The following is a 12880-nucleotide window of genomic DNA, read 5'->3' as shown; positions in this document are numbered from 1 at the left end:
AGGTATATGAATTCGCCGTTCATATATCTTTTTTTATTGGTTTTTACCATTCTTCTTCACAACCTTATTGAATATCTCTTCTTCGTCTAATTCATGGATAATTTCTCTTAAATTACTTCTGCACAAGAATCACCTTTAAAAGAATCCTTAGAATACATTTTTGCATTTCCTCAACTTGCAACTGTTGGTTGTTCATTGACTGTTAACTGGGCCATGTTTTTTTCTCCTTCATTATGTAATCTGAAAAATGATGATATTTCCTACTTCTTATTTTTATAAAACTTTATGTCATTATTAGTAGCATTCATATTGGAAATCATATCATCCAAAAATGCATCTACTTCACTTTTCCTAAAAAGATATTTGCTACCAACTTTGTAGTATCGTAATCCATTTTTGACTAACCGCTCTTCAATGGTCGGTTTGCTAATGTTTAGATATTCGGACAACTCTTTATAAGTCATGAAGTATTTTTGTGCAGCTAATTCCTCAACTTTTTCATTAATTGCTTTTTCTAACATTGAATTAACCGTCTTTTCATCAATCTGAACATTTAACAATTTAGATCACCTCTTTATTTTTTGCTCGACCTCTCTTCAATTGCGAAAATATCATCAAAGTTTAATAGCAAAGTATCGCAAATTTTTTTGCAGTATCAGGTCTTGGTGATTGTTTTCCATTTGATATTTGAATGAATGTTGCTTCTGACATACCACTTTTACGTGCAAAAGCACGTTTAGAAAACCCTCTTTTTGCAATAATTTCATTAAATTCATTATGAGATTTTAATACAATCAACTTCTCCACCACCATTATAAATAATACACAAAACAAAATGATCAGTTCATTGGTTATTTTGTTTTACATATCCATCATAATGATTCGTTAATTGGTTGTCAAGTCATTTTGATTAGTCTATTGGTTATTTTGATTAGTTATGATATCATTAGGGTAAACTAATTTGAAAAAGGAGTTTATTCTTATGGGATTAATTCATTGTAATTTGAGGGTTTTAATGGCTGAACGGGGACTCAATATTCAAAAAGTTAAAGATAAAACTACTTTATCTAGGACAACCATTTCTAACTTATACAATAATTACGGATCGGGAATTCAATTTGATACCATAAAACAATTGTGCGAATTACTAAAGTGCAAGCCCGGTGACCTAATTTCTTACATTGATATAAAGCCAGAATTCAAAGTTATTACTGAAGAACCAGAAATATCAATGAATGAAGAGACTCATATTGTAGATAAAGAAGGAAACGAATATCAGTATATTTCAAAAATCGAAACAAAATTAAAACTACATTGCAAAATTTTGTATGAAGGAGAAAATCATGAATTTGACTTTCAAGTGGAAGTAAAGTACTTGATAAGCAACGAAAAACTTATCCACAGTGTATTCATAGGGACTTCTACCATTTTTGAATTTAATTTAGATTTACTTCAAGTACCTCCGTATGCGCAATCATACGTCCATGACATATTAGATGATTATATAATCGAGTGGGGAGTTGAATTCTTTTATGGTGAAGAAATAGAAGGAGTTGACAACTTATTTATCGATCACTATGATTTACTAACATAAAAAAGAGGGGAATCCGATGGCATACATCTATAAAAAGGGAAAAAAGTGGGCATTTCGTGCATATATGAGTACTGATCCCGTAACAGGAAAGGAAATAAAAAAGAGTAAATCTGGTTTTTTAACTCAAAAAGATGCGAAACTTGCAGCTGCTTTATTTGAAAGACAATTTCATAATGGGGAATATGTCGAACCATTAAAAATAACCTTCGAAACAATGTGTAAGGACTGGTTAAAGCATTATGAATCTCAAGGGGCAAAAGTAAGTAGCATAAGAGCAAGAAGGATTGCGTTAGATCGTGTTATTGATGATTTAGGACAAATACCTATTCAAAAAATCACTAAAAAAACATACCAAGACACAATAGATAAGTTAGCAAATACTTTCAGTTTCAACTACATTTCAAGTATTCATTCATCTACCAACATGGTTTTTGTGTATGCTCAAGAAAATAAATTGATTAAAGATATACCAACTAAAGGAATTAAACTACCTAAGAAAAAGAAAACTGTCTCTGATCTTGAACAAGGTAACGAAATTCATGAAAAGTTTCTTGAAAAAGAAGAATTAGAGGAATTTCTAACGATTACTAAAAATGATGGATTAGAAGGTGACTTATTAGCTTTTACTATGCTAGCGTATACTGGCTTACGAATAGGTGAAATGATTGCTTTAAAATGGTCTGATATAGATTTTTATGAACACACACTAAGAGTTATAAAAACTTACTACAATCCATCAAACAACAAGTTAAAATATACATTACTAACACCAAAAACAGAGGGGTCCATTCGGACAATAACAATAGACCTTCTTTTAGTTGCTATGCTCAAACAACACAAACAACAACAAGATAAAATAATTATAGATAACAAACCTTTTTATAAAGACAATGATTTTATTTTTTCAACTAATGAAGGTTATCCTAAGACAATTAAGCATTTATCAATCAGAATGCAACGATTACTGAAGAAAACATCTATTCAAAAACAAGTAACACCTCATTCATTTAGACATACTCATACGTCTTTGTTAATTGAAGCAAATGTACACATAAAAGAGATACAAGAACGATTAGGACATTCAGATATTAATACAACCATGGACATATACGCACACATGACAAAGAACATAAAAAAAGAGGCTTCCAATAAGTTTGGCAACTTAATGAAAGACCTCTCTAAAAATCTTATTGACTAATATCGGTCACTTTTCCGGACACTACATTAGGTGTAAAGGCCTACGAATGTTGATATAACAATGTTTTTACACCTAAATTACATCATTCCGCCCATACCGCCCATACCGCCCATGCCCATGCCGCCCATGTCAGGCATTGCTGGTGCATTTGGTTCTGGCTTGTCAGCTACTACAGCTTCAGTTGTTAAGAACATAGCTGCAACAGATGCTGCGTTTTGAAGTGCAGAACGAGTTACTTTAGCTGGATCTACGATACCAGACTCAAGCATGTTAACCCATTCGCCAGTAGCTGCGTTGAAACCAACGCCTACTTTTTCGCCTTTTAGACGCTCTACAACTACAGATCCTTCTAGACCAGCGTTGATTGCGATTTGACGAACTGGCTCTTCTAGTGCACGAAGTACGATGTTGATACCTGTTGCTTCGTCGCCTTCAGCTACGATAGAAGCTACTTTTGTGTATACGTTCATAAGTGAAGTACCACCACCTGCAACGATACCTTCTTCTACTGCTGCACGAGTTGAGTTAAGTGCATCTTCAATGCGAAGTTTGCGCTCTTTTAACTCAGTTTCAGTTGCTGCACCTACTTTAATTACTGCTACGCCACCTGCTAGTTTAGCAAGACGCTCTTGTAATTTTTCGCGATCGAATTCAGAAGTTGTTTCTTCTAATTGCGCACGGATTTGACCGATGCGAGCTTCGATTTGTTCTGTGCTTCCTACACCTTCAACTACAGTTGTGTTTTCTTTTGTAACAACAACTTTACCAGCGCGTCCTAAAGATTCAACTGTAGCAGATTTTAAGTCACGGCCTAATTCTTCAGTGATCACTTCGCCACCAGTTAAGATTGCGATATCTTCTAGCATTGCTTTACGACGGTCACCAAATCCAGGAGCTTTAACAGCTACTACATTGAATGTACCACGAAGTTTGTTCACTACTAATGTAGCTAATGCTTCGCCTTCTACATCTTCAGCAATGATAAGAAGTGGTTTACCTTGTTGTACCACTTGCTCTAATACTGGTAAGATTTCTTGAATGTTAGAAATCTTTTTGTCAGTAATTAAGATATATGGGTTATCAAGAACTGCTTCCATTTTGTCAGAATCAGTAATCATGTAAGGAGATGCATAGCCACGATCAAATTGCATACCTTCTACTACGTCTAATTCTGTTGTGAATCCTTTAGACTCTTCTAAAGTAATAACGCCGTCGTTACCAACGCGCTCCATTGCTTCAGCGATTAATTGACCTACTTCTTCGTCAGCTGCAGAAATAGCAGCTACTTGTGCGATAGAAGATTTGCCTTCGATTGGTTTAGAAATCGTTTTTAATTCTTCAATTGCAGCAGTAACAGCTTTTTCGATACCTTTACGAAGACCCATTGGGTTCGCACCAGCTGTTACGTTTTTAAGACCTTCACGAATCATAGCTTGCGCTAATACAGTTGCAGTTGTTGTTCCGTCACCAGCTACGTCATTTGTTTTGCTAGCAACTTCTGCTACTAATTTCGCACCCATGTTTTCGAATGCATCTTCTAATTCGATTTCTTTTGCGATTGTTACACCATCATTTGTAATAAGTGGTGAACCAAATTTTTTCTCAAGTACAACGTTACGACCTTTTGGTCCAAGCGTAACTTTTACTGCGTTTGCAAGAGTGTCGACACCGCGAAGCATCGAACGACGTGCTTCTTCACTAAATTTAATATCTTTTGCCATAATAATTGACCCCCTTGGATTTTTTAAGATTTATATAATTAACCGATAACTGCTAAAATGTCACTTTCACGTAAAATCAAGTAGTCTGTACCTTCATATTTCACTTCAGTACCTGCATATTTTGAGAAGATGATAAGATCACCTGCTGCTACCTCTAAAGCAACACGCTCACCATTCTCAAGCACTCGACCAGTACCTACTGCAACAACTTTACCCTCTTGTGGTTTTTCTTTTGCAGTATCTGGTAATACGATACCACTTGCTGTTTTTTCTTCTGCTTGAACAAGCTCAATTACAACGCGATCACCTAATGGCTTTAGCATGAACAATAACCTCCTCATTTTGTTATGTAAATTTCTTTTATTAGCACTCAAGTCATCCGAGTGCTAACACACTTATAATAATAAATAATCTCAATTTCTTTTGCAAGTAAAAAAATCATAATTTTTTCGCAAATCACTATATAAACTTTCTATATACAATACTGCCTTTACTATATGAATCGTTGTTTCCACTGCTCGTATGTTACAATATGAAAGGACACCCTAAGTTGTTTTCGCTACACATACAACTTTCTCCTGTCTTCTATTATAATTTCAAATAAGGATTTACGAAAAAAACATAATTCAAGAGGTTTATATCGTAGGTAGCATATTTACATGTTATCCTAACTTATCTCATACACTATAGTTAGAAAGGATGGTTAAACCATTTGAAGAAACAATACTGGTGGATTATCATTACATACATTTTAATGCAGTTATCTGGCGTTGTTGGATTACCACTTCTCCTAAAAACAGGACTCTATGATAATAGAGGATTTACCATTGAAGAAAAAGGACAAATCATAACGGGACACTGGGCAATCATTAGCTTCTTTATTGCATTATGTATCGTGCTTTGGTTACTTAGAACAGATATTCGTGACAGGCATTTAGATCCAATGCGCTCTTCTGTTCCAGCTACTATTGGATGGATTTTTATCGGGTTCTTCTTAGCAATCATCTCACAATCCATTGCAGGTATGATTGAAATGTATGTATTTGGGGTTCCACGTGGATCTGAGAATACAGACAGACTGATGGACATCGCAAGAACGATACCTTGGTTCCTTATTGTTGTATCTATAATTGGACCTATCTTAGAAGAAATCGTATTTAGAAAAATTCTATTCGGCACGCTTTATAAGAAGTTTAACTTCTTTATCGCAGCTATCATTAGTTCGCTTGTATTCGCAACAATTCATTTTGATTTTACTCACTTATTGGTATACACTGCTATGGGGCTCGTATTCGCCTTCTTATATGTGAAGACGAAACGTATTATCGTTCCGATTGCAGCTCATGTTGCGATGAATACATTAGTCGCTATTGGGCAAATTTTTATGAGCAATGAACAAATTCAAGAAATGATTAAAGAAGCTGAAAAAATGCAAGGCTTTATCGGAGGATTTTTTGTATGAGAAACTCACCATTGTTCATGGCTGCACTATACTTCCTTCTTGGATGTATCTTTACACGCTTCGCCATTACGAACGTGACAGATACAATCTGGAATATGTGGACAATACTATTTGCAGTTATGGCAACAATTGATTTTAATTTGGCACTTCGCCTTATATTAGTTAAATTCACAAAGAAGAAACAATAATAAAACGCAGAGGTCGCTTCCTCTGCGTTTTATTGTGGATAGTTTTTCAAAAAGTAAACTAATGTTTGTAACTCTACAGCTAAGTCAATATGATGAATTCTAATATTCTCTGATACGTTTAATCGCGCTGGTGTGAAATTCAAAATACCGTGCACGCTTGTTTCAGCTAATCTATCTGCTACAGCTTGTGCTACTGTAGCCGGTACTGTTAATATTGCCACTTGTATATCATTTGATAATCTCTCTTCTAATTCATCTAAATGATATACAGGAATGCCCCCGATTTCTGTTCCAACTTTCTCTTCACTAACATCAAATGCCATTTCAATTTTTGTATTATTGTTTTTCGTGAAATTATAATGTAAGAAAGCGGTCCCTAAATTACCTACTCCAATAAGTGCTACACGTGTTATATCATCTTGATCAAGTGTTTCGCGGAAAAATGATAATAAATAATTTACGTTATATCCATATCCCTTTTTCCCTAACGCTCCAAAATACGAAAAATCTCTTCGTATTGTTGCGGAATCTACTTTTACTGCCTCACTCAATTCGGCCGATGAAACACGCTGCTTACCAGAAAGAGATAAGTTTTGGATAAATCGATAGTATAGAGGCAATCTTTTAGCAGTGGCTTGTGGAATCTTTTGCTGATCCATATGACCTCTCCTCTCTTCCTATCTTTATTCATATACTTTAATCAAATACAGAAGTTTAGCACTCATTAAATTCCTTGTATAATAAAGAGAAGAAGTATTCTCTCTTTATTTTAAACTATACACTATTTTTAGTATGATTGAGAAATATAAACATGGCAAAGTTAAGAAATTATTTGAGGTGAAAACATTGATTTTATTACAAGTAAACGCGCTTTCGAAATTATACGGTGCAGAAACGATTCTTGCAAACATAAAATTGGAAGTACAAACAAAAGATCGTATCGCATTAGTTGGAAGGAATGGAGCAGGAAAATCTACATTATTAAAAATTATCGCTGGTGAATTATCTCATGATGGTGGCGAAATTATAAAACCGAAAGATGTCTCAATCGGATATTTAGCTCAAAATACTGGACTAGAAACGTCTTTAACAATTTGGGATGAAATGCTAACCGTCTTTACCCACTTACAGCAAATGGAGACAAAACTTCGAAGGCTTGAGCAAGAAATGGGAAAAGAAGAAAACTTTTCAAACGAAGCTACATATGAAAGATTGTTAGCTGATTATGACCAACTACAACTCAATTATAAAGATCAAGGTGGATATCAATATGAAGCGGATATTCGCTCCATTTTAAGCGGCCTTGGCTTCCCAGTTGAAACGCACCAGACGACGATCTCTACTTTAAGCGGCGGGCAAAAAACAAGATTAGCTCTCGGGAAATTATTATTAACAAAACCAGACTTACTTATTTTGGACGAGCCTACAAACCATTTAGACATCGAAACATTAACATGGCTTGAGCAATATTTGCAAGGTTATCCTGGCGCAATATTAATCGTCTCACATGACCGTTATTTCTTAGACAAACTCGTTACACAAGTATATGAAATTTCGAATAAAGAAAGCAGACGATTTGTTGGTAACTACAGTAAATATTTAGACTTAAAATCAGCATTATATGAGCAAGAAATGAAACGTTACGAAAAACAACAAGATGAAATCGCAAAACTTGAGGACTTCGTTCAAAAGAATATAGCTCGCGCTTCTACAACGAAACGTGCTCAAAGTCGCCGTAAACAACTAGACAGAATGGAATTATTAACGAGACCATTAGGGGATTCTAAGTCAGCATCATTCCACTTCGATATTGAAAAACAAAGTGGAAATGATGTTTTACAAGTAAATGATGCAACCATCGGCTATGATGAAAACCCTATAATTGAACATGTAACTATGCGCTTAACTCGCGGAGATAGTGTTGCTTTAGTTGGTCCAAACGGAATTGGGAAATCCACATTGTTAAAATCCATTGTGAATAAGTTACCACTATTAAATGGTGATGTTTCTTTCGGATCAAATGTATCTGTTGGTTATTATGATCAAGAACAAGCAAACTTAACATCTTCTAAACGGGTTTTAAATGAACTATGGGATGAATATCCACTGCAACCGGAAAAAGAAATCCGTACTATACTTGGGAATTTTTTATTCACAGGAGATGATGTACTGAAACCAGTATCTTCCCTTAGTGGTGGACAAAAAGCTCGATTAGCTCTTGCAAAACTTATGATGCAAAAGTCAAATTTGTTAATTCTAGATGAGCCTACGAACCACCTTGATTTAAATAGTAAAGAGATTTTGGAGAATGCTTTAATTGATTACCCAGGTACTCTTCTATTCGTCTCACATGACCGCTACTTTATTAACCGTGTAACAACGACTGTGGTTGAGTTATCAACAGAAGGTGCACAGGAATATTTAGGGGATTACGATTACTACGTTGAAAAGAAAAATGAAATGATTGAACGTGCAGAACTTGAACAGCAAGAAAGTGACGTTCCTGTTCAAAAGGTGGTTGCACAAGAGAAATTAAATTATTTAGAAGAAAAAGAGCGTAAAAAACTAGAGCGTCAACGCACTAGAAAAATTGAAGAGCTAGAACAAAGTATAGTGGAATTAGAAGAAGAAATTGCTACGTTAGAAGATCAACTTTGCTTACCAGAAATATATGCAGATTATGAAAAAGCTAGTGAAATTACAACTAAAAAGCAAACGCTACAAGAACAACTTGAAACTTGTATGGCAGAATGGGAAGAGCTGCATGTATAAGCATATTTAAATAAGGAAGATGTCTCATAAGTCAGGATTTTTGACTATGTGACATCTTTTTTTAGTACTTAAACAATTTTTTGAATATATCTATCGTAACTTAGAATATACTAACGATTTTTTAAATATATCTATTGTAACCCTATATATATTAACAATTCGACACGAAATATCGTTTTAACGACAAAGATTGACAATATTAGCATCTTCTATAATGGGGAGATGTTTCAAAATGTTTTTCGGGGATATCTTCTTGCTTTTTATTTCCCGAAAAAGAACAAATTCAAAGGTCTGACATCAACCTATTTATCCACAAGTTTATACACATATCCATCTTTATAAAATAAACATCAAAATAACTTTTCCACATTATCCACAGTCAATAAAAAAGTTATCAACATTTTATATACACAATAAAACCCACATTATCAACAGATAATATGGGTTTTATCCACAACCTGTGGTTAATTATGTGTATAACTATGCTTCAATATCTAATCCTGGATTTGCATTTAAGGCTAATGTTGCACGCTTACCTTGTTCATAAGCAATTGTCCCTGCCGCTGCAATCATCGCTGCATTATCTGTGCATAAAGATAGTGGCGGAATAATTAATTCAATGTTTTCTTTTTGTGCAAATTCCTCTTCTAATCGCGCACGAAGTCCTTTATTAGCAGCTACTCCACCAGCAAGAAGTAATTGCTTTACATTATAAGCTTCTGCTGCACGAGCTGCTTTCGTTACAAGTACATCTATTACACTTTCTTGGAAACTTGCCGCTAAATCTTCTGGTGCAATTTCTATACCGCGCTGTTTTGCGTTATGCACAGTGTTGATAACTGCTGATTTCAATCCACTAAAGCTAAAATCATACGAATCCGGTTCTAGCCATGCACAAGGCAAATCAATTGTCGGTTCTCCTTCATGTGCAAGGCGATCAATATGAGGACCACCTGGATATGGCATAGATAACGTACGAGCTACTTTATCATATGCTTCTCCAGCTGCATCGTCTCGTGTTTCACCAATTACTTCGAATGAACCATGTTCTTTCATATAAACAAGTTCTGTATGCCCACCAGATACAACAAGTGATAATAACGGGAATTGAACTTCTTTTACTAAACGGTTCGCATAAATATGACCAGCAATATGATGAACACCGACTAACGGAATATCATGTGCAAACGCTACTGCCTTCGCTGCATTTACTCCAATTAGAAGTGCTCCTACTAAACCAGGACCTTCTGTTACAGCAATTGCATCAATATCATCAAATGTGATGTTTGCTTCCTTTAAAGCTTCTTCTAACACAACTGTAATTTCTTCTACATGATGACGGGATGCAATCTCTGGTACAACGCCGCCAAAACGTTTATGACTTTCAATTTGTGATGCAACGACATTCGCAATAATTTCCGTTCCATTTTTAACAACTGCTACTGCTGTTTCATCACAACTTGTTTCAATACCAAGTATAATCGTATTTTTTTCCATTATATATTCACCCACATTACGAGACCATCTTCCTGATTGTCTGCATAGTATCGTTTACGAATCCCACCATTTTGAAATCCGTATTTTCTGTATAACTGCTTTGCTACTTCATTTGATACACGTACTTCAAGTGTCATTGTTTTTACCCCTAGTTCTTTCGCTTCAGAAATAACTGCTTTCAATAGGGCATCTCCTAACTTTTGACCTCGGTATTCTGGCAAAATAGCTATATTTGTTATATGTGATTCATCAATAATTATCCACAATCCACAATACCCGACTACACGACCATCTTTTTCTAACACAATATAATGTGCATGTTCATTCATCGTTAATTCACGGTGAAAGGCATCTGCAGTCCAAGGAGTTGAAAAAGACGCTTCTTCAATAGCTACAATTTGAGCAATATCATCAAGCTCCATCTTTCTAAATATCATATCCATCTTCTGCAAGCTCCTACTTGTTTTGACTTTCTAACCACTTTGTTTCAGCTTCAGCTAAACGAAGATAGCTTGGAACAAACGTATGCACATCTTGTTCTTCTTTTTGTAATCCTAAGAATGCTAGCTCACTTGGTCTTGGGTTATTTTTAGTAAATGGAGCGAATACAGCTTGATCACCTAAATGTTCTATAATTGTTTCTTTATGCAATTTAACATCGTTACCGATAAATAAAACAGGCTGTCCTTTATCTTTTAACATTTGCAACCAGTCTACAATAAGAATAATTCGGTCTTCTTCTATTGAAGTTAACTGCTCTCCTTCATATGTATATAACCCAGTATAAATTTGCCCACGTCTTCCATCAAATAAAGGACAAATTAACCCGTTAAAGTTAGCACCGTTTGCAGCTACTACCTCTAAACTTGATACACCTACAATTGGTATTTGAAGTGACCAAGCTAATGTTTTCGCCGCTGTCACGCCTATACGAACACCTGTATAGGATCCAGGTCCAGCAGCTACAACGATTTTAGTTAATTCCTTCGGTTTTACGCCACACTCTTTTAACAGTTTCTCTACAGCTGGCATAAGACGTACAGAATGGTTTTTTGTTAAATTTGTAATGATTTCCCCAATTACGTTTTCTTCCTCAATAAGGGATACACCCATTACGTAATTTGAAGTATCAATTGCTAGTACTTTCATCTTGTAATAGCTCCTCACATAATCTAATATAGCGATCTCCAATTGGCTCGAGTATAATTTTTCTTGTGTCATCTCCAGCATGGAATAAACTAATTTGTAACTTTTCATTCGGTAAATATGCTTCTATTAAATGAGCCCATTCTACTACCGTAATTCCTTCACCGTAGAAATATTCATCAAAGCCTAAGTCCTCTTCACTTTCTGCTAAGCGATACACGTCCATATGATATAGCGGTAATCTTCCTTTATATTCTTTGATGATATTAAAGGTAGGACTATTTACAACTCTTTTCACTCCAAGACCTTTTGCTAGTCCCTTTGTAAAAGTCGTCTTACCAGCTCCAAGATCTCCTTCTAAAATAATTACGTCTTGTGCCTCTACGAGCTCACCTAGTTTTTCTGATAACCTTTGTGTTTCCTCAGAAGATTTTGTTGTTACTTCATATTTACTCACAGACTTCACCTACTTTACTCACAATGTTCTCTGCTCTTTATTATACAGGTTTTGAATATATAAAAAAGTCCTTAGGAGTTGTCCTAAGGATAGTTTGACTGTCTTTATTAGTTTTTTGTTAAAACAAATAAAAAAATACGAAACAACTTGTTTCGTTCTTTTCTTTATATGAAATGGCGGTCCCGACCGGGGTCGAACCGGCGATCTCCTGCGTGACAGGCAGGCATGTTAACCACTACACCACGGGACCATTTGGTTGCGGGGACAGGATTTGAACCTGCGACCTTCGGGTTATGAGCCCGACGAGCTACCGTGCTGCTCCACCCCGCGACAATATAAATAGCTTGGCGACGTCCTACTCTCACAGGGACAAGGTCCCAACTACCATCGGCGCTAGAGAGCTTAACTTCCGTGTTCGGTATGGGAACGGGTGTGACCTCTCTGCCATCATCACCAAACTATGAAGGCATATTCCTTCAAAACTAGATAACATTGCTACATATTATATGGTTAAGTCCTCGATCTATTAGTATTCGTCAGCTCCACATGTCACCATGCTTCCACCTCGAACCTATCAACCTGATCATCTTTCAGGGATCTTACTAGCTTACGCTATGGGAAATCTCATCTTGAGGGGGGCTTCATGCTTAGATGCTTTCAGCACTTATCCCTTCCGCACATAGCTACCCAGCTATGCCCTTGGCAGAACAACTGGTACACCAGCGGTGCGTCCATCCCGGTCCTCTCGTACTAAGGACAGCTCCTCTCAAATTTCCTACGCCCACGACGGATAGGGACCGAACTGTCTCACGACGTTCTGAACCCAGCTCGCGTACCGCTTTAAT

At 35.9% G+C, this 12880-nt stretch carries 14 protein-coding genes, 2 tRNA genes and 2 rRNA genes (1 of these 18 only partly in view); 5 read left to right on the top strand and 13 right to left on the bottom strand.

The features are described 5' to 3' along the window. Window positions 1-260 precede the first annotated feature (260 nt). Both MHH55_RS29785 and MHH55_RS29780 read right to left on the bottom strand, forming a co-directional pair. Window positions 261-560, bottom strand: coding sequence for a helix-turn-helix domain-containing protein (locus MHH55_RS29785; protein ID WP_078187230.1), 300 nt, complete (start codon window positions 558-560; stop codon window positions 261-263). 61 nt (window positions 561-621) lie between these two features. Continuing rightward, complete coding sequence (locus tag MHH55_RS29780; RefSeq protein ID WP_254849756.1) at window positions 622-798, bottom strand: helix-turn-helix domain-containing protein; 177 nt, start codon at window positions 796-798, stop codon at window positions 622-624. A 184-nt stretch (window positions 799-982) separates the two neighbouring features. Here MHH55_RS29780 and MHH55_RS29775 point away from each other — a divergent pair, with 184 nt between their 5' ends. Both MHH55_RS29775 and MHH55_RS29770 read left to right on the top strand, forming a co-directional pair. After that, complete coding sequence (locus tag MHH55_RS29775; RefSeq protein WP_078187229.1) at window positions 983-1594, top strand: helix-turn-helix domain-containing protein; 612 nt, start codon at window positions 983-985, stop codon at window positions 1592-1594. A gap of 16 nt (window positions 1595-1610) precedes the next feature. Then, entirely contained in the window at window positions 1611-2792 is a 1182-nt protein-coding gene (locus tag MHH55_RS29770; protein ID WP_078187228.1) for a site-specific integrase, read from the top strand. A 77-nt stretch (window positions 2793-2869) separates the two neighbouring features. Here the strand turns inward: MHH55_RS29770 and groL are convergent, their stop codons facing one another. Both groL and groES read right to left on the bottom strand, forming a co-directional pair. Next, entirely contained in the window at window positions 2870-4513 is a 1644-nt protein-coding gene (gene groL, locus MHH55_RS29765) for a chaperonin GroEL (protein WP_006920745.1), read from the bottom strand. 38 nt (window positions 4514-4551) lie between these two features. Then, window positions 4552-4836, bottom strand: a complete 285-nt coding sequence (groES, locus tag MHH55_RS29760; protein WP_000917311.1) for a co-chaperone GroES — start codon at window positions 4834-4836, stop codon at window positions 4552-4554. A gap of 389 nt (window positions 4837-5225) precedes the next feature. Here groES and MHH55_RS29755 point away from each other — a divergent pair, with 389 nt between their 5' ends. Beyond that, window positions 5226-5975 (top strand): CPBP family intramembrane glutamic endopeptidase, encoded by a 750-nt coding sequence (locus tag MHH55_RS29755; RefSeq protein ID WP_000745314.1) that lies wholly within the window; start codon window positions 5226-5228, stop codon window positions 5973-5975. Then, on the top strand, window positions 5972-6163 hold the full coding sequence (locus MHH55_RS29750; protein WP_001246201.1) for a YdiK family protein: 192 nt from the start codon (window positions 5972-5974) through the stop codon (window positions 6161-6163). The genes MHH55_RS29755 and MHH55_RS29750 overlap by 4 nt, the downstream gene beginning before the upstream one ends. A gap of 29 nt (window positions 6164-6192) precedes the next feature. Here the strand turns inward: MHH55_RS29750 and MHH55_RS29745 are convergent, their stop codons facing one another. Beyond that, the gene (locus MHH55_RS29745) at window positions 6193-6822 is read right to left on the bottom strand and encodes a redox-sensing transcriptional repressor Rex (protein ID WP_000372699.1); all 630 of its coding nucleotides are present in this window, start codon (window positions 6820-6822) and stop codon (window positions 6193-6195) included. Between the two features lie 187 nt (window positions 6823-7009). Here MHH55_RS29745 and MHH55_RS29740 point away from each other — a divergent pair, with 187 nt between their 5' ends. Further along, entirely contained in the window at window positions 7010-8935 is a 1926-nt protein-coding gene (locus MHH55_RS29740; RefSeq protein WP_000602146.1) for an ABC-F family ATP-binding cassette domain-containing protein, read from the top strand. A 480-nt stretch (window positions 8936-9415) separates the two neighbouring features. Here MHH55_RS29740 and tsaD read toward each other — a convergent pair whose 3' ends face one another. The 8 genes from tsaD to MHH55_RS29700 form a co-directional block, all read right to left on the bottom strand. After that, window positions 9416-10432 carry a tRNA (adenosine(37)-N6)-threonylcarbamoyltransferase complex transferase subunit TsaD gene (gene tsaD / locus MHH55_RS29735; protein ID WP_340881923.1) on the bottom strand — a complete coding sequence of 339 codons (1017 nt, stop codon included), beginning with the start codon at window positions 10430-10432 and terminating at the stop codon, window positions 9416-9418. Next, complete coding sequence (gene rimI / locus MHH55_RS29730; RefSeq protein ID WP_000367190.1) at window positions 10432-10875, bottom strand: ribosomal protein S18-alanine N-acetyltransferase; 444 nt, start codon at window positions 10873-10875, stop codon at window positions 10432-10434. Before rimI ends, tsaD begins: the two co-directional genes overlap by 1 nt. Before the next feature lie 13 nt (window positions 10876-10888). Beyond that, window positions 10889-11581, bottom strand: a complete 693-nt coding sequence (gene tsaB, locus MHH55_RS29725; RefSeq protein WP_000865740.1) for a tRNA (adenosine(37)-N6)-threonylcarbamoyltransferase complex dimerization subunit type 1 TsaB — start codon at window positions 11579-11581, stop codon at window positions 10889-10891. After that, window positions 11562-12035: a tRNA (adenosine(37)-N6)-threonylcarbamoyltransferase complex ATPase subunit type 1 TsaE gene (gene tsaE / locus MHH55_RS29720; protein WP_000049642.1), complete on the bottom strand. Its 474-nt coding sequence runs from the start codon at window positions 12033-12035 to the stop codon at window positions 11562-11564. The genes tsaB and tsaE overlap by 20 nt, the downstream gene beginning before the upstream one ends. 174 nt (window positions 12036-12209) lie before the next feature. Further along, a tRNA-Asp gene (locus MHH55_RS29715) sits at window positions 12210-12285 on the bottom strand. 3 nt (window positions 12286-12288) lie between these two features. Continuing rightward, a tRNA-Met gene (locus MHH55_RS29710) sits at window positions 12289-12365 on the bottom strand. A 12-nt stretch (window positions 12366-12377) separates the two neighbouring features. After that, window positions 12378-12493, bottom strand: a 5S ribosomal RNA gene (gene rrf, locus MHH55_RS29705). Window positions 12494-12541: 48 nt separating this feature from the next. Continuing rightward, window positions 12542-12880, bottom strand: a 23S ribosomal RNA gene (locus MHH55_RS29700); it runs 2583 nt beyond the window's last position.

It is taken from the genome of Bacillus sp. FSL K6-2944, assembly GCF_038005385.1.
Taxonomy (GTDB): domain Bacteria; phylum Bacillota; class Bacilli; order Bacillales; family Bacillaceae_G; genus Bacillus_A; species Bacillus_A cereus.
The sequence above is the reverse complement of the archived record's forward strand: the minus strand, read 5'-3'. Positions and strand labels throughout refer to the sequence as shown.